Origin of the sequence: Couchioplanes caeruleus (assembly GCF_003751945.1) — a bacterium.
GTDB lineage: Bacteria > Actinomycetota > Actinomycetes > Mycobacteriales > Micromonosporaceae > Actinoplanes > Actinoplanes caeruleus.
Window position 1 is genome coordinate 4090662 of the sequence record NZ_RJKL01000001.1, and the last position, 19007, is coordinate 4109668.

The 19007-nt window shown below is 69.5% G+C and carries 19 protein-coding genes, 1 pseudogene and 1 riboswitch; of the genes and pseudogenes, 13 read left to right on the top strand and 7 right to left on the bottom strand.

Annotated elements, in window-relative coordinates:
• The first annotated feature begins 123 nt into the window (after positions 1 to 123).
• From EDD30_RS18195 to EDD30_RS18215, 5 genes are all read left to right on the top strand, one after another.
• Complete coding sequence (locus EDD30_RS18195) at positions 124 to 444, top strand: hypothetical protein (protein WP_071805192.1); 321 nt, start codon at positions 124 to 126, stop codon at positions 442 to 444.
• A 94-nt stretch (positions 445 to 538) separates the two neighbouring features.
• On the top strand, positions 539 to 2596 hold the full coding sequence (locus EDD30_RS18200; RefSeq protein WP_071805193.1) for an NADPH-dependent 2,4-dienoyl-CoA reductase: 2058 nt from the start codon (positions 539 to 541) through the stop codon (positions 2594 to 2596).
• Positions 2597 to 2741: 145 nt separating this feature from the next.
• Complete coding sequence (locus EDD30_RS18205; RefSeq protein WP_071805194.1) at positions 2742 to 3557, top strand: crotonase/enoyl-CoA hydratase family protein; 816 nt, start codon at positions 2742 to 2744, stop codon at positions 3555 to 3557.
• Between the two features lie 36 nt (positions 3558 to 3593).
• Entirely contained in the window at positions 3594 to 4151 is a 558-nt protein-coding gene (locus EDD30_RS18210; RefSeq protein ID WP_071805195.1) for a PadR family transcriptional regulator, read from the top strand.
• Between the two features lie 126 nt (positions 4152 to 4277).
• Positions 4278 to 5300, top strand: coding sequence for a right-handed parallel beta-helix repeat-containing protein (locus EDD30_RS18215; RefSeq protein WP_143162665.1), 1023 nt, complete (start codon positions 4278 to 4280; stop codon positions 5298 to 5300).
• A gap of 78 nt (positions 5301 to 5378) precedes the next feature.
• Here the strand turns inward: EDD30_RS18215 and EDD30_RS18220 are convergent, their stop codons facing one another.
• The 3 genes from EDD30_RS18220 to EDD30_RS18230 all read right to left on the bottom strand — a co-directional run bounded on the left by EDD30_RS18220 (position 5379) and on the right by EDD30_RS18230 (position 7525).
• Positions 5379 to 5942, bottom strand: a complete 564-nt coding sequence (locus EDD30_RS18220; protein ID WP_143162666.1) for a hypothetical protein — start codon at positions 5940 to 5942, stop codon at positions 5379 to 5381.
• A 187-nt stretch (positions 5943 to 6129) separates the two neighbouring features.
• Complete coding sequence (locus EDD30_RS18225; RefSeq protein WP_071805198.1) at positions 6130 to 6570, bottom strand: VOC family protein; 441 nt, start codon at positions 6568 to 6570, stop codon at positions 6130 to 6132.
• 208 nt (positions 6571 to 6778) lie between these two features.
• Positions 6779 to 7525 carry an aminoglycoside phosphotransferase family protein gene (locus tag EDD30_RS18230; RefSeq protein ID WP_211353777.1) on the bottom strand — a complete coding sequence of 249 codons (747 nt, stop codon included), beginning with the start codon at positions 7523 to 7525 and terminating at the stop codon, positions 6779 to 6781.
• 153 nt (positions 7526 to 7678) lie between these two features.
• On the opposite strand from EDD30_RS18230, the pseudogene EDD30_RS40675 reads away from it, so the two are divergent.
• From EDD30_RS40675 to EDD30_RS18265, 6 genes and pseudogenes are all read left to right on the top strand, one after another.
• A pseudogene (locus tag EDD30_RS40675) lies at positions 7679 to 7867 on the top strand (IS701 family transposase); the annotation flags it as partial.
• Between the two features lie 92 nt (positions 7868 to 7959).
• Positions 7960 to 8469 (top strand): Chromate resistance protein ChrB, encoded by a 510-nt coding sequence (locus EDD30_RS18240; RefSeq protein ID WP_244945300.1) that lies wholly within the window; start codon positions 7960 to 7962, stop codon positions 8467 to 8469.
• Entirely contained in the window at positions 8466 to 8615 is a 150-nt protein-coding gene (locus EDD30_RS18245) for a chromate resistance protein ChrB domain-containing protein (protein WP_244945301.1), read from the top strand. Before EDD30_RS18240 ends, EDD30_RS18245 begins: the two co-directional genes overlap by 4 nt.
• A gap of 32 nt (positions 8616 to 8647) precedes the next feature.
• A complete protein-coding gene (gene chrA / locus EDD30_RS18250) occupies positions 8648 to 10048 on the top strand; it encodes a chromate efflux transporter (RefSeq protein ID WP_071805130.1) in 1401 nt (466 codons plus the stop codon).
• Positions 10049 to 10538: 490 nt separating this feature from the next.
• Positions 10539 to 10919 (top strand): response regulator, encoded by a 381-nt coding sequence (locus tag EDD30_RS18255; protein ID WP_071805131.1) that lies wholly within the window; start codon positions 10539 to 10541, stop codon positions 10917 to 10919.
• A 911-nt stretch (positions 10920 to 11830) separates the two neighbouring features.
• Positions 11831 to 12043 carry a hypothetical protein gene (locus tag EDD30_RS18265; protein WP_071805132.1) on the top strand — a complete coding sequence of 71 codons (213 nt, stop codon included), beginning with the start codon at positions 11831 to 11833 and terminating at the stop codon, positions 12041 to 12043.
• A gap of 106 nt (positions 12044 to 12149) precedes the next feature.
• Here EDD30_RS18265 and EDD30_RS18270 read toward each other — a convergent pair whose 3' ends face one another.
• The 3 genes from EDD30_RS18270 to EDD30_RS18275 all read right to left on the bottom strand — a co-directional run bounded on the left by EDD30_RS18270 (position 12150) and on the right by EDD30_RS18275 (position 15525).
• Positions 12150 to 12551: a DUF6766 family protein gene (locus tag EDD30_RS18270; RefSeq protein WP_071805133.1), complete on the bottom strand. Its 402-nt coding sequence runs from the start codon at positions 12549 to 12551 to the stop codon at positions 12150 to 12152.
• A 598-nt stretch (positions 12552 to 13149) separates the two neighbouring features.
• Entirely contained in the window at positions 13150 to 13320 is a 171-nt protein-coding gene (locus tag EDD30_RS39170) for a hypothetical protein (protein ID WP_170047240.1), read from the bottom strand.
• Between the two features lie 780 nt (positions 13321 to 14100).
• The gene (locus EDD30_RS18275; RefSeq protein ID WP_071805134.1) at positions 14101 to 15525 is read right to left on the bottom strand and encodes an MFS transporter; all 1425 of its coding nucleotides are present in this window, start codon (positions 15523 to 15525) and stop codon (positions 14101 to 14103) included.
• Between the two features lie 789 nt (positions 15526 to 16314).
• A riboswitch (cyclic di-AMP (ydaO/yuaA leader) is annotated at positions 16315 to 16437 on the top strand.
• Positions 16438 to 16443: 6 nt separating this feature from the next.
• Here EDD30_RS18275 and EDD30_RS18280 point away from each other — a divergent pair.
• Positions 16444 to 17238: a C40 family peptidase gene (locus tag EDD30_RS18280; RefSeq protein ID WP_244945302.1), complete on the top strand. Its 795-nt coding sequence runs from the start codon at positions 16444 to 16446 to the stop codon at positions 17236 to 17238.
• A 57-nt stretch (positions 17239 to 17295) separates the two neighbouring features.
• Here EDD30_RS18280 and EDD30_RS18285 read toward each other — a convergent pair whose 3' ends face one another.
• Complete coding sequence (locus tag EDD30_RS18285; RefSeq protein ID WP_143162936.1) at positions 17296 to 18243, bottom strand: MBL fold metallo-hydrolase; 948 nt, start codon at positions 18241 to 18243, stop codon at positions 17296 to 17298.
• Between the two features lie 149 nt (positions 18244 to 18392).
• Here EDD30_RS18285 and EDD30_RS18290 point away from each other — a divergent pair, with 149 nt between their 5' ends.
• Entirely contained in the window at positions 18393 to 19001 is a 609-nt protein-coding gene (locus EDD30_RS18290) for a TetR/AcrR family transcriptional regulator (RefSeq protein ID WP_071808349.1), read from the top strand.
• Positions 19002 to 19007 lie beyond the last annotated feature (6 nt).

Here is a 19007-nt window from a genome sequence, read left to right on the forward strand (position 1 = left end):
ACCGGACTTCGGATGGTGCACGCGCGGACCCGAAGGCGTGAATGAACGCATTAGTCACGTTAGCCGGGTTCGACGGCCGGGCAAGCACGCGGCTACGACGGCATGCAGACCAGGAGGAACGACATGAAGACCAACCACATCGCCGAGACGGTGCCGAGTTCGTACGCCACCTCCGGGGTTCCGGACGCCGATACCCCCAGCCGCCTCGGCGGCACCCTGTCGAGCCTCAAGAGCAGGTCGGTCTCCGGCGCTTCCCGCGTACGGGAGTCAGCGCCGCGGCGGGCCCGACAAGCGCAACAAGCCGTCCGCAGTCGTCCCGCGACGGCGGCGGCGACGGCCCTGGCCGCCGTTGCCGCCGTGGCCGCGGTCTTCATCGGCCGTCGCCGGGCGTCGAAGGCTCGCGTGGCGCGAAGCCGCCGGCTGGCCGGGTTCCTGCGCCGCTGACCCGGCGCCGAGCTCACTATGCAACCTGTTGCATAGGTGATTAGTTGTATATGCTGCCCCCGTCCCGCGAGCCCGAGGCGAGGAGGCAGACGACGTGAGCGCGTCCCCCGTACGGCCTGAGAGCCGGTATCCGACCCTGCTGAGCCCGCTGGATCTCGGTCACACGGTGCTGCGCAACCGCGTGGTGATGGGATCGATGCACACGAAGCTGGAGGACCGGGCTCGGGACCTGCCGAAGCTCGCCGCGTTCTTCGCCGAGCGCGCGCAGGGCGGGGTCGCCCTCATGGTCACCGGCGGGTTTGCGCCGACGTGGCGGGGTTGGCTGGCGCCGTTCGGCAGCGTGATGACGTCGCCCGGGCACGCGCGCGCCCACCGGGTGGTGACCGACGCCGTACACCGTCACGACGGGAAGATCCTCCTGCAGGTGCTGCACGCCGGGCGGTACTCGTACCACCCGTTCAGCACCGGCGCGTCGCGGCGCAAGTCGCCGATCACACCGTTCCGGCCGCGGGCCATGAGCACGCGGGAGGTCGACCGTACGGCGACCGCGTTCGCGCGGGCCGCGAGCCTGGCCCGGCAGGCGGGGTACGACGGCGTCGAGATCATGGGCTCGGAGGGGTACCTGATCAATCAGTTCCTCGCCGTCCGGACGAACGACCGCACCGACAAGTGGGGCGGAAGCGCAACCAAGCGGATGAACTTCCCCTGGGAGATCGTCCGGCGGACCCGGGACCTGGTCGGCGACGACTTCATCGTGCAGTACCGGATCAGTCTCCTGGACCTCGTCGACGACGCCCAGTCCTGGGAGGAGACCGTCGAGCTCGCGCGCGGGCTGCAGGAGCGTGGCGTGTCGATCCTCAACACCGGGATCGGGTGGCACGAGGCCCGGGTGCCGACCATCGTCACCTCGGTGCCGCCGGCCGCCTTCGCGTGGGTCACCGGCAAGCTGCGCCGCGAGGTGTCCGTACCGGTGATCGCCTCCAACCGCATCAACCGGCCCGAGATCGCCGAGCAGGTGCTCGCCGCCGGTGACGCCGACCTGATCTCGATGGCCCGGCCGCTGCTGGCCGACCCCGAGTTCGTGAACAAGGCGGCGGAGGGCCGGGACCGGGAGATCATCACCTGCATCGCCTGCAACCAGGCGTGCCTCGACCACACCTTCCGGAACAAGCGCGCCACCTGCATGCTCAACCCGCGGGCCGGGTACGAGACGGAGCTCGTGCTCGCACCGACCCGGACCACGAAGCGCATCGCGGTGGTCGGAGCCGGTCCCGCCGGCCTGGCGGCGGCGGTCGAGCTCGCCGGCCGCGGCCACCGCGTCGAACTCTTCGAGGCCTCGGACCGGATCGGCGGACAGTTCCGTCTGGCCGCGCGAATCCCCGGCAAGGAGGACTTCGCCCACACGCTCGCCTACTACGAGCACATGATCGAGGTCCGGGGCGTCACCCTCCATCTGGGCGTACGCGCCTCCGCGGCGGACCTGACCGGTTTCGACGAGGTGATCGTGGCGACCGGGGTGACTCCCCGGGTGCCGAGCATCCCCGGCACGACGCATCCGAAGGTCCTCACCTATCAGCAGGTGATCTCCGACCGGGCCGCCGTGGGCGACCGCGTCGCCGTCATCGGCGCCGGCGGGATCGGGTTCGACGTCGCGGAGTTCCTGCTGCACGAGCCGGGCGAGCCGGCTGAGGAGTGGATGCGACGCTGGGGCGTCACCGATCCGGCGTTGCAGCGAGGCGGCCTCACCACCAAGACGGTGGCGCCTCCCCGCCGCGAGGTCCACCTGCTGCAGCGCAAATCCACATCGCTGGGCAAGGGGCTCGGCAAGACCACCGGCTGGGTGCACCGCGCCACTCTGCAGGACTCCGGTGTGACCATGCTGCGAGGGGTGGAGTACGTCCGCATCGACGACGACGGCCTGCACATCACCGTGCCGCAAGACGCCCGCGATCCGAAGTCCCCGCGCGAGGCCCGGATCCTTGCCGTCGACACGGTCGTGATCTGCGCCGGCCAGGAGTCGGTCCGCGACCTCGTCGAGCCGCTCACCGGGCAGGGCGTGTCCGTCCACGTCATCGGCGGCGCCGACGTCGCCGCCGAGCTGGACGCAAAGCGCGCGATCAAGCAGGCGACCGAGCTCGCCGCCCGGCTCTGACCACACCTCGCCGCCGCCCGGCTCTGACCACACCTCGCCGCCGCCGTGCTCTGACCACGCCTCGCCGTCCGGCTCCGACCACGCCTCGCCGCACCCGCTCTGACCACGACTCGCCGTCCGGCTCTGACCACGAGGAGCGCATTCAATGACCAGCAAACAGCCGTCGACGAGGCTCGTGACGACCCGGGTCGAGGACGCGGTCGCGCACGTCCACCTCAACCGGCCGGACAAGCTCAACGCGCTCACCCTGGACATCCTCGACGAGCTGGTCCGTACGGCGCGGTGGCTGCGCCGCGACCGTACCCTGCGGGCGGTCGTCATCGCGGGTGAGGGCGAGTCGTTCTGTTCCGGCCTGGACTTTCCGACCGTGCTGCGCACTCCTCGCCGCATCGTCGGTGCCTTCGTGCCCGCGCCCTGGCGCGGGACCAACCTCTTCCAGGAAGCCTGCTGGGCATGGCGGCGGGTTCCCGTCCCGGTGATCGCCGCGGTGCACGGGCACTGCTACGGCGGTGGCGTGCAGATCGCGCTCGGCGCGGACTTCCGCTTCGCGACACCGGACTCCAGATGGTCGGTGCTCGAAGGCAAATGGGGCATCATCCCGGACATGACCGGGATGCGCAGCCTCTCCGAGGTCGTCGGCATCGACGTCGCCAAACGTCTCACCATGACCGCGGAGGAGATCTCCGGAGCCGACGCGGCCCGCATCGGCCTCGTCACCGAGGTGCACGACGATCCGGTCGCCGCCGCCACCGCCTTCGCGCGGCAGCTCGCCACCCGGTCCCCGGACGCCGTCGCCGCCGCCAAACGACTGCTCGACGGCGCCGTGACCAGCAGTGCCCGGCGGACCTTCGCCCGGGAGAGGCGGGAACAGCTCCGGCTGCTCCTCCTCAAGAACACCCGGATCGCCCAGCGCGCCGCCCGCAGCAAGACGTCACCCGACTACCGGCAGCGTGCGCGATGATCAGCGCCCGATTCACCACCTCGTAATCTGGAGGCCGTGTCGCTTCGCAACGCAGTCCTCGCCGCCCTCATCAACCGCGAGGCGTCCGGCTACGAGCTGGCCAAGCAGTTCCACGTCTCGGTCGCGAACTTCTGGACCGCCACCTCGCAGCAGCTCTACCGCGAGCTGGAGAAGATGGAGTCGGAGGGACTGCTCTCGGCGCGGGTCGTCGCCCAGCCGAAGCGCCCGGACAAGCGGCTCTACTCGCTGACCGACTCCGGACGCGACGCGCTCAACGAGTTCACGAAGCAGGAGCCACGGCCGACGACCGTACGCGATGAGCTGCTGGTGCAGGTCGAGGCGCTGGCGCACGCCGACGTGTCCAGCGTCCGCTCCTCGATCGAGTCCCGCATCGAGTGCAGTACCCGTCGTCTGGAGACCTACGAGGCACGCCTGGCGGAGATCCTCGGCGGCCGCGGCGACGAGGAGTTCCTGAAGACCGGCAACCGCATCGGCCCCTACCTGACCCTCCAGCGCGGGATCAGCTTCGAACGCGAGAACATCGCGTGGGGCCGCATGGCCCTTGGAGTTCTCGACCGCCGCTTCCACGACTGAAGCTCCGCGTTTCGTCGAGGATGAACTACGCAACCTTCATGGCGATAGATGCCGTTATCCGAAGTTATCGGCGTTAGTGAAGTTCGCTACAGAAGTCCGCTCTGCCGGGCAGTAACTTCCCGCCGCATGAAGACATCGATAACCCTCGCAACGACGTTGGCAGCCGTCATCGCCGCGGCACCGCCGGCCGCGGCAGCGTCCACCGAGGAGGCTCTGCGCCTCGACGTCACCAGCACTCTCGACGCGCCGGACCGCCGGCCGGGCGACGGCCGATGCGCCGACGAGGCCGGAGCGTGCACCCTGCGTGCCGCGGTCATGGAAGCGAACACGGCGCCGGGCTCGACCATCGTCATCCCCGCGGGCCGGTTCGCCCTATCGATCCCACCCCTGCTGGGCCGGGCATTCACCGACTACACCCTGGCCGACGCCGCGCACGGGAACCTCAAAATCTTCAAGCCCACCACCGTGACCGGCGCCGGCCAGGACCGCACCGTGATCGACGGCGCGGGCCTCGACCGCGTCTTCACGGTGCTGAACCCGGCCACGATCACCGACCTCACCATCACCGGCGGCGTCTCCGCTCCGGTCGCCTCCCTGTACAACTACTACGGCGGAGGAGGGCTGCTCAACGCCTCCGACCTGACGATGGAGCGGGTGCGCCTCACCGGCAACAGGGCCCGGTTCGGCGGGGCGGTGCAGAACATCCCGTTCACCTCCTTCACCCTGCGCGACAGCCTGGTCGACGACAACGAGGCGGGAGAAGCGGGCGGCCTGCGCTTCGACTGGAAAGGCCGGATCGAGCGTTCGACGATCACCCGCAACCGCGTGACCAACCCGTACGACCCCACCCGCCCCGGCGAACTCGCCGGCCTGGGCGGCGGAATCGACGTGCGAGGCACGGAGACAGTGGCCGTCGTGGACTCACGAGTGACCGACAACTACGCCGAGGACGGCGGAGGCGGCATCAACATCACCCTCGGCTACGTTCCCGGCCCCGAGAACCCCTTCGGACCCGGACGGGTCACCCTGCAGGGCAGCGTCATCACCGGCAACACCAGCAGCGACGGCCCGCAGAACTGCCGTGCCGTCTGGGCCCGCATCGTCGACCTCGGCGGCAACACCGATTCCGACGGCACCTGCCGTAGCTGATCATTCCCGGGTCGATGGCGGCCGGGTGAGCCCCCACTCGCCCGGCCGCTACAGACCTACAGCGACTTCGACACACACCTAGCCGGCGTTGCGGGCTGCTGAACGGCCGAGCTCGAGGAGAACCTCCCGGGTGATGGCCGGGTTCTGCTCCGTGACCGTGATCTTCGCCGCGCCGACCAGGACGGCCAGGCTGGTGACACCCGAATCGCTGATCGACGCCTCGTCACCGATGCCCGGCACCTTCTCCTTGACGTACCACTTGAACTGCTCCTTGGCCTCTTCCGCCGAGGCGTACCCCTCCACGCCGATGGTCAGGCCGCCGTAGTGGCTGTCCTTCGGCTTCTCGACGACCCAGATGCACCGGTCCGGTGTGTTCGTACGGACCGACACGACCAGTCCGGTCAGCTTCTTGATCTCCGCAATGGAGAGCAGGCTGCAGGCGGCGGGCGCTGTCGCCTCCGCCGCGCCGTCCTCGGTCGGTGTGCTCTGCCCCGCCGGGCTGTCCGCGGACGGCACGCTCACCGCCGCCGCGTCGGCCGGTGCCGCCGGTGCCGGCTCGTCCGTGCCTCCGCATCCGGTCAGGACAGAGGAGGCCATCGCCAGAGCGGTGACAGCGTGGAGCTTGCCGTACTTCACAGTCATGGCACGCGAAGCTAGTGCCGGGCGCCCCGGGACCGGGATAGGGCGAATGGCATATTCACCTGACGGGCATCCGGCGATCACCGGCCGTAGCGCCCTAGACGGGCGGCGCCGAAGGCGGGACCACCGGCGGAGAAGTCGTCGGAGACCACGGATGGGATTCATCGCTGAGACTTCGGGCGGTGCGAGCTCAGCCGATGCGCTCGGCCAGCGAGACGATGATCCCTTCCGGCCCCCGGACGTAGGCCATCCGCCAAGCGCCCTCGTACTCGCCGATGCCACCGACCAGTCCGTAGCCCTCGCTCGCCGCCCAGTCGACAGCGGCCTGTAAGTCGTTTACCTCGAAGGACACGTTGCGCAATCCCAGCTCGTTGGCCATGGCGGCCGGCGAGCCCGGCACGGAGTCGGGCCGCACAAAGCGCGCGAGCTCCAGGCGGGCGCCGTCGTCGGGCGACTTCAGCATGACGATCTCGGTGCGGGAGTCGGGAATGCCGCAGACCGTCTCCAAGAACTCGCCCTCGACGAATGCCCTGCCCTCGACCTCCAGGCCGAGCGCCACGAAGAAGGCGGTCACGACATCGAGATCTGTGACCGTGATGCCGACGTGGTCGAAGCGTCGTACGTATGACATGGACCGTGCTCCCGTCGTCGTATCGAACCTGTCTCTGCCACGGCAAGGCAGCGTTCACAGTACCTAGGCCAGCCGACGGAGGCCGGTCGTCGACGCGATCCTCGGGAGAGACGCTCGGTACTCATGCGACTTTGTGGCACGGGCAGTTCGTAAGGAGAGCGCGGCCGAGCGCGACCGCCGCGGTGCGGGTCAGACGGCCGACAGCGCTTCACATCCGGGACTTCAGGACGTCGAACTCACAGCCAGGCAAGGACGGGTCGAAGCCGTGCTCGACCAGCCAGCGGACCGCCAGCAGGCTTCGCAACGACCACCAGGCGCGGATCACGTCGAGGTCGACGTCGGCGCCGTAGCCGGCGATGACGTCGCCCAGGTGCTCCTCGTGCCCGAGGGTCAGGATGGCGAGGTCGTACAGGGCATCGCCCTGGGCCGCCTCGGACCAGTCGATCACACCGGTGATCTCGTCACCGTCGACGAAAACATGGGTGATCTGCAGGTCGCCGTGCGTGAACACCGGTTTCCACGGCCGGAGCGCGGCCTCGGCCACCTGGCGGTTGCGCGTGACCACGTCGGCGGGAAGGACGCCGTTCGCCGCGAGCCACTCGCATTCGCCGTCGAGGTCCGATGCGATCTCGTCGCTGCTCCGACCGGGCCATGGTGGCAGCGGCGCGTCGTGCAGCATCCGTGCGGCGGCACCCGCCGCGGACCACGCCGCCGGCGACGCGGTCGACGGCTCGCCGAGGCAGCCGAGCGCCGTTCCCGGGAGGGCGGCGAGGGCGAGCACAGGCGGTTTGCGCCACAGGACCTGCGGAGTCGGAATCGGCGCCATGGCCATCGCTTCGACCTCGACGTCGGTACGCGTCTGATCAGCGTCGATCTTCAGAAACACGTCACCGACTCGCAGTGTCGCACGCTCCTGGTGAGCGACGACGACCTCGACCTCTTCCACGTCGGCCATCCTCGCGGAGCTGACCAAGGACGTCACCGGGTTTATCGCGGGCGACTGCGCGGCAGACAGTCCTACCAGAACGTCGACCTCGACGAAGCCGCGCTCTACCTTCCTCAAAGGCCTCCGGCGCCGACATCATGGACATCCAAGAGACCCTCGCAGCGGGTCTTCGACGCGGGCGTGCCGGCAGGCTGGGTGACGATGGGCGAGGCCTACGGGCAGTCGAAATCATTGCCGGTCTGGCTGGAAGAACACGACCAGCCGCACGTGGTCGCGACGCGCTGCAACGATGACGTGGTCACCGCCAGCATGGGCTTCGCCCGCGTCGATGAACTGATCGCCGCGCAACCGCCAATGGGTGTTGCGGAAGGGGTCCCCCCGATCACACGGTTGCCCTGCGGAAGTAACCATGGTTACATCAGTCTGATCAGGAAGGGCGGTAAGTGGCGGCCAGTGATCCGGGAGCGGGGCGGTGGGTGCTGCTCGCGTATCGGATGCCCCGGGAACCGTCGAGTCCTCGTATCGCGGTGTGGCGCAAGCTGGAACGTCTCGGCGTGGCCCGGCTGGGTGACGGCCTGGTGGCGCTGCCTGCGGACGCGCGGACGCGTGAGCAGTTCGACCGGATCGCCGAGGAGATCGGCGAGGCGCACGGATCTGCCACGGTATGGCTGGCGGAGCCGGCCACGCTCGCGCAGGAGAGGGAGATCGCCGCAGCCATGCGTGAGGCCAGGGCCGCGGAGTATCGGGCGGTGATCGACGAGGCCACCACGACCTCGGCGGCCGGTTCGCCCGCCGAGCGTGCCCGCGTGGTACGCCGACTGCGCAACGAACTTCGCCGGATTGCGCGCAGGGACTTCTTCCCTCCGCGCGAGCGCGACGCCGCCCGGACCACAGTGCAGTCCTTGGCCGACGACAACGCGCCTTCCCAGATGGCCGAACAGGAGCAGTCGTGAAATGGGCGACCCGGGCCGGAGTCCACATCGACCGTGCCGCCTGCATCTGGCTGATCCGCCGCCACATCGACGCGGACGCCGTGTTCGTCTTCGTCGCCGATCCCTCCGCCGTGCCCGACCTGCCGCTCGACCGCCCGCCAGCCTGAGACATGCCCGCGCAACCCCACGGAGTCCATGGATGACTGCCACCGATCCCCAGCGGGACGCCGACGCGGCACCGGCTACAAGCGACGTGGTGCCGTTCCGCGACGCGGTCAAGGCCTGGTTCGCGATCTCGTTGCAGACCTTCGGCGGCCCGGCCGGGCAGATCGCCGTCATGCAACGCCACCTGGTCGACGAGCGCCGCTGGATCGGCCAACGCCGCTTCCTGCACGCCCTCAACTACTGCATGCTGCTGCCCGGTCCGGAGGCGCAGCAACTGGCGATCTACGTCGGGTGGCTGCTGAACGGCCTGCGCGGCGGCCTGGTCGCCGGCACCCTGTTCGTGCTACCCGGCGTCGTCGCCCTGCTCGCCCTGTCGGCCGTCTACGTCGGCTTCGGCGACACCAAGGTGGTCACCGCGCTGTTCGCCGGGCTCGCCCCCGCGGTGGTCGCGATCGTCGCCCAGGCGGTGTGGCGCGTTGCCGGGCGCGCGCTGAACAACCGTGTCCTCGTCGGCTTCGCGGTGCTGGCGTTCGTGGCGCTGGCCGTCTTCGGCGTGCCGTTCCCCATCGTGATCGCCGTCGCGGCCGTAGCCGGCTGGGCACTGCACCGCTGGCGGCCCGAGCTGGTCAGCACCGGTGGTGGCCACGGCACGGCCGCCGACGGCCCGCAGCCGCTGATCTCCGACGACGTGCTGCACCACGAGCAGCCCTCCGGACGCCGCGCGCTCATCATCCTCGGCGTCGGTCTGCTGGCCTGGTTCGTACCCGTCGCGCTCGTCGCCGTCACCACCGGCGCCGACAGCGTCTACACCCAGCAGGGACTGTTCTTCTCCGGCACCGCCGTGGTCACCTTCGGCGGCGCGTACGCGGTGCTGGCCTTCGTCGCGCAGCGCGCGGTCGAGCACTACGGCTGGCTGTCGGCCGGCGACATGGTCCGCGGGCTCGCCCTGGCCGAGACCACCCCCGGCCCGCTGATCATGGTGGTGCAGTTCGTCGCCTTCCTCGGCGCCTACCACCACCCGGGTCCGCTGGACCCCTGGACCGCCGGCATCGTCGCGTCGCTGCTCACCACCTGGGTCACCTTCGTACCCTGCTTCCTGTTCATCCTGCTCGGCGCGCCGTACGTCGAGCGGCTGCGCGGCAACCACGCCCTGTCGGCGGCCCTGACCGGCATCACGGCCGCCATCGTCGGCGTCATCGCCAACCTCGGCCTCTACTTCGCCGGACACACGCTCTTCCGCACCACCGGGACGGTCACCACCGGACCCCTGCACCTGCAAATACCCGAACTGGACACTGTCCGGCCCGTACCCGTGGTGATCGCGCTGATCGCAGCCGTACTCATCTTCAAGGTGAAATGGTCCGTGCTGCGCGTTCTGGGAATCTGTGCGGTGCTCGGGCTCATCGCGGGGCTCGCCGGTCTCCCCGGCGTCTGAACCGGCCTCAGAAGTGCGCTACCACCCCGGCGACGCGGCGTCCGCGGCGTGGCGCGGTGGGGGCAGCGGAAGGCGACGGGCGGCAGGGCGCGGCCCGCTAGTGCCAGTGACCGCCATGTTCGACCTGCCGTAGCCTGGCGCACGGCCGCGGACACGATCCGGTGGCCCGCGCTGACCACGGCGCCGCCGCGCAGGCGGTCGGCGAGCCGTAGGCGGTCGCGGCGACCGCACGGTGGTCCGACTAGCGAGAACAGCGTCCAGTACGTGTCCGCGGCGGTGACCGCGCTGGAATACCGAGATCGTGCTGGATCACCTTCAGCTCGACACCCGCCGCCCCCGCCGCTCGCCGCGATGCACATGCGTCGGCCGGAGAATCTCATAGACTGACAGACGGGGTAAAGTCGGATTCATCCGGCTTAACGCGACCTCGGCTCGAGGACTCACCGTCGGCCCGGGGGCAAGAGCCATACCGCTCTGCTGAGGAGAAGACGTGCCCACCACGGCCACCGTCCTGATCGGCGAATACGATGATGACGTCCGCGACGCGTTCGCTCGGCTGTTCCGCCGCGCCGGCTATCAGGTGCTCACCGCGTCGGATCCCCTTTCCGTCCTCGACACCGCCTCGCGGGAACAACCGGACATGGTGGTCTTGAATCTGCGCGACGACGACGGTCCCAACGCCTGCCGGGCTCTGCGTGCCGATGGCCGCACCCAGGCCACGCGAATCCTGATGCTCACCGCCGACCTCTATCCCGACGCTGACGCTGCGGCCGCCGCCGGCGCCGACGCCTACATGGCGAAACCGATGAACAACGATGACCTCCTGCACCAGGTCCGCCGCCTGCTCACCGTCGAAACGGGCCGGGGATGACGTGAGCGAAGACGCAACAGACCTATGTGGAATGCCTTCGCGTTGAGCGGACGGCACTGCCATGCCCGCCGGCAGGGTGATCGACCCTCAGCTCATATCCGAACCGCTGAACAGGCCACTACTGCGTCACCGAACTCCGCTTTTCCGCGGCGGGCGACGGTCGACTCGCGGTTCCGCGGCCGCCCGCCCGCACTCTTCCTGTCGCGGCAGAAGATGCCCACTCCCGGGCGGGAATTGCTCGCCAGGAGTGCCTCGCATCGCCCGCCCGGACGTCGATGACCCGGAGGCCCGGGGTCAGAGGGCGGCAGCGTCGCCCTGCCGCTTCAGGGGGAGCTGTTGCGGCGGGCCAGTGCTGCCACACCACCTTGCCGCCCTCGGTCGCCAGGCTGCCCCAGCGGCGCGACATCGCTTCGACGAGCATCCGCCCACGCGCCGTGTTCGGGTCGGTCGCCGACCCGTCGCCCACCGCGATCATGAGATAGCGGTCACCTCGGCAAGATCCACCACAATCGCGTCGGGCAGGCAGCTCGACCAGGCACTTCATCAAGGCCGCGCGGATCCGCGGCGCGGAAACGCCGGACAGATCTCCGATGCCCCGAAGGGGAAGGGACGTGCCGACCCGTTCCACGTCACAGCGAAACTCCGGCACGTCACCAGTGTCGCTCACCCGCATCTGTCGAGACCCACATCGGCAAGGCCGGTTTCGTCCGGGCAGCTCAGTAGCCATCTCGTGGCGCGGTGCGCCACGCCGCCCGCAGCATGCCGATGTCAAAGTCCTCGATGCGCCACGATCGTGCACGACTCCGGCGCCGTGGCTGGCGCGACGATCGGGACGGTTATCGCAGGCCCCGGCGGGTATGCCTCGGGATGATCAGCCGGATCGGCTCCGGCGACGACGGAAGGGAGACATCATGACGACCGAGCCCATCGACACGGACGTGCCGGGGCAGCCGCGCGACCGCGGCGAGCACGGCGGCGCCTCGCTACGCCCGAATGACGACGAACTGGAGCTACGGACCGAACGGGAGCGCGTCGAGGCGGGGCTGCAGCCGTACGCGTCGCAGGACGTCCCGCCGGCCACCGACGCGCCCGCGCCGTACGATCCCGACGCGGACGGCGTGTAGTACAGCCGGGTCGAACGAATAGCACGCCGAGGCTGCCCCAGCGCTACAACCGGACGCCGGGGTGCAGCCTCGGGGATAGGCGGGGCGATCGCCGGCGCCGCGGGGGTCAGGCAGGCGGGATGCGGTTTGCCTGCTGGTCGCTGGGTTCGGTACGGGCCAGCAGTTCCTCGAGCATGGCCTTGACCTCGTCGTCACCGTCGGCGCTTTCCGCGCTGTTGCGGTGGATCAGGTAGGCGGTCAGCGCGACGAAGCTGAACAGTTGCAGGAACTCGCTCTGCCAGTTTTCGAAGGTGGCGGACAGGAACTGTGGCCAGAACTGCGCCCACTCGAACGACTGGCCGTGCTCTGCGGCGTCGTTGCTGACCTCGGCGACCTGGGCGACGAACTGCCCCACCCAGGAGGCCAGGAAGAGGCCGACCAGCACGATGGTCAGCATGTGGTCGTGCAGCCAGCCGCGGCGCGCGCTGCGCGGCGGCAAGCGCCGACGCCAACTGTCGGTGTCCGACATTTCGGCTCCCCTCCATGCCCGCCCGTACGGTCAGGCGGTAACGGGTTGCCCGAAAACGATCCGGATCAATCCTGCACACGCGGTGCGAGTCGTGGCAGCGCAGGCTGCGGCCGGCCGGCTGCTGATCGACTCGTTCATGCTGCTGGACCTGAACGCCGCGCACCGGCGCGGTGCCGCACCGAGTGGCTCCGTCCCTCGGACCGCGTAACGCCACCGCCCGCTGGCCCATCACGCGGCTGTGCACCGCGGCGTCGGTGTCGGCGCGGCGCCACAGGCCGGGCAGCCAGGAGTAGCCCTGCAGCGCCAGCCCCACGGTGTCGTCGAGATACGAACGCCCCTGTTTCACCGTGGCGGCGCTATGCCCAACAGAACCCCCCGCGGGAGATGTACGCGACGGAGACGTTCCGGTATTGACCCCCATGTTCGCCCCGACGTCTTCGACGACACCGTGGCCCCTGCGGCGGCCCGCGCGGGTGCGCCGCCGAACGGCGTGCGGGTTCGGCGAACATCCCGAGACCGCCGCGCGGCGCACGCACTGGACCTGCCGGATGGCCCGGCGCCTTCCGGTGCCGCCCTCACCGGCAAGTCCCCAGCCTGCTCAGGACTTGCCACCCCGCGGGGTGCCCTCCTTACTTCGTTCCTTGTCCGTGTGGTGGTCGATCTGCTTCGAGGCACCCTGCGAGACACCCGCCTCACTGGCGCTCATGCCTTGCCGCTTGGCGTCTCGCGCCGCGGCTTGCAGTTCGTCCTGATTCGCATTCTTCGACATGACGCCTTCCCATCAGAGGCTCCGACGGCGGCAGCAGCCACCTCCGTGACGCCGCTGCGGATACCCGGCCGATCCCGCCCCTAACGCCCTCGCGCCTCCCGAAACTTGCATGTAAGGGCCGCTCGAAAGTGGGCACGCGCCCTAGCCCTGCGCATGACCCACCAATTCTGCCTGTATTCACCCGAAGCACCGTTTCTCCCACTTACATAGGGCTCGCTTACCCTGGCCCCATGCAGGGCGTCGAGTCCGGTCAATCACACATCCCTGGCCAGAACCCCGCTCTCGCCCAACGCGATCTTTGAGTCGGATGTCCTGTTCCATATTTGCTGAGTGGATTTGGCTGTAGCAAACGAGTTCCTCTACGGCGCGAACCAACCCACGGTGGCCCTATCCCCGAGGTACAAGAGCTCGGGAGGAGGCGATCATGAACGGCGGTGAACCTGCTGGAGTGCACCGCCGACGCGGCTGCACCGATCCGAGGGCAGGACGGCGACCGGGCGCCCGCTGCCCCTTGCGGTTGACCACGACGATGGCGATCACCGCGATTAGGGCGGCGGCGACGATGCCGAGGGTCACCTTCAGGTTGGTGCTCAGCCCGGTCGTGCGCAGTTGGCGCGCCAGTTCAGCCAGCGCCGCGGGACAACCCGGTGCCTCGCGCAAGCCAGCGGCACCCGCAGTCAGGTTGCTTTGATTGCTGTGCCGTCAGTTGTGTCCGGTACTCCGCTGAGCCAGGCGGAATGTCGACGGCTCAGCGGAGCACCTGGGGACATCCGTCGTGGGTCATCGGGTGGTCGACGCCGTCTCGGCCTGCACCGCGGTCGGCGTGGTGTTGCGCTTGAGGGTGATGGCGGCCAGAGCGGCGGCCGCTGCGGCGATACCGGCGGCGCCGAACAGTGCCGCGGAGTAGCCGTTGGTGAGGGCGGGCGGGTCGCCGAGCTGGTCGGCGCCGTGGGCGGCGGCGAGCGCCGTCATGGCTGCCAGGCCGAGGGCGGAGCCGACCTGATAGCTGGTGTTGACGATGCCGGAGGCGAGGCCGCCTTCCTCGGGACGGGCGCTGGACAGGGCGGTGCCCAGCGAGGGGATGAAGGCCAGGGCCATGCCGAGCGCGGCGACCAGGGAGGCGGGCAGTACGTCGATCAGGTAGCTGCCGGTCGGGCGGATCAGGGCGAGCCAGCCGAGGCCGGCGGCCAGCACGGCGAGGCCGGTGACGATCATCGTCTTGGGGCCGAACCGGGCGATCGTGCGGGGTGCGAGCGCGATCATGCCGATCATGATGAGGACGGTCATCGGCAGCAGCGCGGCGCCGCCGGGGAAGGCGCTGTAGCCGAGGACCTGCTGCAGGTAGAGGTTGAGGTAGAACCACATCGGGATCCAGGCCGCGCCGAGCAGCATCTGGGCGAGGTTGGCGGCGCCGAGGTTCGGGCTGCGGAAGATGCCCAGCCGTACCAGCGGTTCACGCCGGGTGGCCTGGACGGCGAGGAAGGTGATCAGCAGCACCGCGGCGCCGCCGAGCACGCCCCAGGTCTGCATGGATGCCCAGCCGACTTCCGGGGCACGGACGATGGCGTAGACGGCGGCCGCCAGACCCGCGGTTACGGTCAGCGCGCCGGCCACGTCCAGGCTGCCGCGGCGGGCGCCGCCGGCGGGCATCAGCGCCGGGGTGGCGATGAGTGCGAGCGCGGCGATGGGGATGTTGAGGTAGAACACCCACGGCCAGCTGACGTACTCGGTGATGACGCCGCCGAGGAACACTCCGGCGGTGCCGCCGGCGGGGGCGGCGGCGCCGTACAGGGCGAGGGCCTTGGTGAGTTCCTTGGGCTCGGCCCCGAACAGCATGATGAGCAGGGTCAGGGCGGACGGGGCGATGAGGGCGGCGCCGGCACCCTGCACGGCACGGGAGGCCAGCTCGACCTCGACGGTGCCGGCCAGGCCGGCGGCGGCTGAACCGGCCAGCAGCACTGCCCAGCCGGTGGCGAAGACGCGGCGGGCGCCGAACTGGTCGGAGAGTCGGCCGCCGAGTAGCAGCAGGCCGCCGAACGCGACGACGTAGGCGTTGAAGACCCAGGTCAGCTCGCCGGGTGTGAACCCGAGGTCTTCGCGCATACGGGGCAGGGCCACGCCGATGATCGAGGTGTCCATGATGACCATGAACTGGGCGAGTGCGATGAGCGCGAGGGCCCACCAGCGTAGGGAACTGCGGGACATGACCGTTCCTCCTTAATACCCCCGGGGGGTATATGCGTTGGCCGTCATTGTTACCCCCCGGGGGTATCCATCGTCAAGGCCTCGGCAGCATGCGACCAGTCGCTGCCGAGTGAAGCCGGGACCGGCGCCGTGCTCGGGCGGTTTCGCCACCGGCCCGAGTCCGAGCACGACCGATCCGCGGCGCGGACTGACATAGTCGCCGCTGCCTAGAGGGGCGGGCGTCGAGATCGTGCTCGAAGTCGACCACCTGAGTCAGGTGACGGCGCTGCATGATCACTGCCGGGATCGCGGAGTGGTGGTGGAAGCGCGGGTCGACCTTTCTGCACCGACGACCCGCACACGTCCGATACGCCTGGGCCGTGCGGGTCGCGACCGCCAATCGGACACTTGACCGACATCGGCTTTGCGGTGAGAACTTGAGCCGCCTGCGAGGTTCATGGCGAATCTGTTCAGCTTGAGCGCCCACCGCGATCGGCGCCCGGTACGCCATTTTCTGTGATCAGACCCACCCACCATGTTGACCGTCGTGTGACCAGGTGCATGCGTAACGTGCCGGTTTTCGTCATGGACAGGCTGCAACCGGACAGCCACCGATATGCCAAACACGAAGCGTGACGGACTGCGGCCCGGCAGTGGCTCGGGAAATCGGATAGGCAGGAGGGGCCGGTGAGCGACCGCCCACCGCTCGCACCGCCTGGATCACGCCGAGCCCTGCCCCGGTCTGGGGGTGCGACCACGAGGTATGCGAACAACCATGAAGGCATACGGGGGCAGGGACGGGGGACCCATTTCCGGTCCGCGCCCGGGTCGTCTGGCCCGGCGGACCTCGGGGTGAAGTCGCCACCCGGCGACCGGGCACACCTTCCCGCCCGAACCCGACAGCTAACCTCGCAGGCGTGCCGGAGGGAATCTTCTACCGTGCACGAACGCAGTTCGAGCCGGGGCCGCCGCATGTCCGCCGGCACCGGAACCGTCGCAATGTCCCTGGGTCTCTGCCTCTGCGCCGGCCAGCTCGTCGCACCGCCGGCAGCCTCCGCAGCCGCTGCCGCTCCCGTCACCACGACGGTCGCCGCGGCGCGGCCGGTTAAGCCGGCCGTCGCCGCCTCCTACGACAAGCGCACGATCAGCCGAGGTGCGAAGGTCCGCGTGACCACCACGCTGATCGACCCCAAGACCGGCAAGAAGCTGGTCGGCGGCTACGTCCTGCTCCAGGGCAAGTATGGCAACAAGTGGAAGACCTGGCAGCGCAAACGCAACACGTCCGGCGTCGTCGCGTTCCGCACCGGGCCCCACGTGACGAGGTGGTTCCGCACCACCTACGGCACGGCGGCTACCACGCCCGTCCAGATCACCGTCAGGACCGACGGCGCGAGGATCCTGGCTGAGGCCAGGAAGCACAAGGGCGCGCCCTACGTGTTCGGCGCAGCCGGCCCCAAGCGCTTCGACTGCTCGGGTTACACGCAGTACGTCTACAAGAAGGCAGTAGGAAAGAAGCTGCCGCACAAGGCGAACTTGCAGCAGAGGTACGGCAAGGCGGTCAGCAAGAGCAACAAGAAGGCCGGCGATCTGCTCGTCTTCCGCTCCGGGTCCTACGGCACCCACGTCGCCATCTATGCGGGCGGCGGCTACATGTGGGCCTCGCCGCGCGCCGGCAAGACCGTCAGCAAGCAGAAGGTCTACAGCAGCAACTACGTGGTACGCCGGATGATCTGACGCCCGCAGCACGGATGATCGAGCCCAGGTGGGGGCGCAACTCGTTGTGTTGCCCCCTCACCTGGACCCGTACGCCGCGTGGCGACCTACCTGGCCGACCGCGGGCGGGGATTCCGGGCGTAGGTGTGTAGCGGGAGCGAGCCGGTATCCGTCGCCGTCACGTCGGAGGAATCCGCCGAGGGGCAGGTGGCTGGGTAGCAGCAGGGTGTCGGTGTCGGCATACCGGTCGAGGACCGCGCGGCGGTTGGCGGCGGCCTGGACGGGGTCGATGCACAGTGCGGTGCTGATGTCAGGATGGCGCAACTGCAGGGGGTGGTGGATCAGGTCACCGGCCAGCAGGGCCCGTCGTCCCTGGCTGGCCACCTCGACCAGGACGTGTCCGGGTGTGTGCCCGGGTGCGGGTACGAGCCGGACCTCTCCGTCGAGGTCGTGGTCGGGTGGGCACGGCAGTAATTGCCCCGCGGCCTGGACGGGCAGCACGCTGTCGGCGACGGGGACCGAGGGCGTGGTCGCGGTGGCGTGGTCGAGTTCGGGTCGGGTGATCAGGTACTGGGCGTTCGGGAAGGTCGGGCGCAGGTGGCCGTCGGTCAGCGTGGTGTTCCAGCCGATGTGGTCGTGGTGCAGGTGGGTGTTGATGACCGTGTCCACGTCGGCTGGTGCGATGCCCGCACGCTCCAAAGCGGACAGCCAGCGGGAGTCCAGTCCTCGACGGGGGTGCGGGCGGGCCGGTTTCGGGCCGCCGAGGCAGGTGTCGACGAGGATCACCCGGTCGGCGCCGAGGATCGCGAATCCCTGTGAGGCCATGCGCAGGAAGGTGCCGGACGGGTCTGTGTAGGTGGGGCCGGCGGCCGACAGCAGTGCGGCGAGCAGGTCGGGTGCCAGATGCGGGTAGGTGGCCTTGGCAGGCAGCGCGGGCCCGACCGCCTCGACGAGGGGGATGATCCGGCGCCGCCCGACCTGGATCGGGACCGGTGACATGGTGGGTGTGGTGAGTTCAGCGCTCACTGGGCGGCCTCCTGTCAGACGGTATGTTCTTTAATGAACATCTGTCCAGGATCGTCGCCGGGCCGCCGTGGCCCGGCAAGAGGCAAAACCCGGGCCGCCGTCCATAACGAGACACCGGCAGCCCGATCGTTCAGAAACGGGAAGTGTCGATGGCCACAACACCGGACCGGCGGGTACGGCGTACCCGCGCCGCCCTGCGCGAGGCACTGCTCGACCTGATGGCCGAGCGCGGCTACGACGCGGTGACCGTGCAGGACATCATCGACCGCGCCGATGTCGGCCGATCCACGTTCTACAACCACTACACCGACAAGGACGACCTGCTCCGCGACAATTTCGCCGACCTCCGTACGATCGTCGCGCAGCCGGGCACCGCGACAACCAGCGCCGGGCATCGACTGCGTTTCAGCCTGCCCCTGCTGCGCCACGTCCAGCAGCAGCGCCGGCTGCTTCTGGCGCTGCTCGCCGGCGGCGGTCGCACACCCGTGCTGCGCCAGGTCGAACAGGTGCTCATCGACATCGTCCGTGACGAACTCACCGACAGGCGAAGCCCGGACACCGGGAGGATTCCCATCGACGCCCAGGCCCGGTACACCGTCGGCGCCTACCTGGCCCTCCTGCAATGGTGGCTGACCGACCAGCCGCAGATGGCCCCGGACGAGGCCGACCGAATCTTCCAGACCCTCGTAACACCAGGCCTGCGGGCCGGCACCCGCCTCGCCCCAACCACCGACGGCTCGGCCCGGCCGACGCGGTGACGGCAA

Coding starts and splice junctions, on each gene's coding strand:
- chrA (WP_071805130.1), top strand. CDS start 8,648: ATGACTGCCACCGATCCCCAGCGGGACGCCGACGCGGCACCGGCTACA.
- EDD30_RS18215 (WP_143162665.1), top strand. CDS start 4,278: ATGAAGACATCGATAACCCTCGCAACGACGTTGGCAGCCGTCATCGCC.
- EDD30_RS39170 (WP_170047240.1), bottom strand. CDS start 13,320: ATGTCGAAGAATGCGAATCAGGACGAACTGCAAGCCGCGGCGCGAGAC.
- EDD30_RS18220 (WP_143162666.1), bottom strand. CDS start 5,942: ATGACTGTGAAGTACGGCAAGCTCCACGCTGTCACCGCTCTGGCGATG.
- EDD30_RS18290 (WP_071808349.1), top strand. CDS start 18,393: ATGGCCACAACACCGGACCGGCGGGTACGGCGTACCCGCGCCGCCCTG.
- EDD30_RS18265 (WP_071805132.1), top strand. CDS start 11,831: ATGACGACCGAGCCCATCGACACGGACGTGCCGGGGCAGCCGCGCGAC.
- EDD30_RS18205 (WP_071805194.1), top strand. CDS start 2,742: ATGACCAGCAAACAGCCGTCGACGAGGCTCGTGACGACCCGGGTCGAG.
- EDD30_RS18195 (WP_071805192.1), top strand. CDS start 124: ATGAAGACCAACCACATCGCCGAGACGGTGCCGAGTTCGTACGCCACC.
- EDD30_RS18270 (WP_071805133.1), bottom strand. CDS start 12,551: ATGTCGGACACCGACAGTTGGCGTCGGCGCTTGCCGCCGCGCAGCGCG.
- EDD30_RS18225 (WP_071805198.1), bottom strand. CDS start 6,570: ATGTCATACGTACGACGCTTCGACCACGTCGGCATCACGGTCACAGAT.
- EDD30_RS18275 (WP_071805134.1), bottom strand. CDS start 15,525: ATGTCCCGCAGTTCCCTACGCTGGTGGGCCCTCGCGCTCATCGCACTC.
- EDD30_RS18230 (WP_211353777.1), bottom strand. CDS start 7,525: ATGGCCGACGTGGAAGAGGTCGAGGTCGTCGTCGCTCACCAGGAGCGT.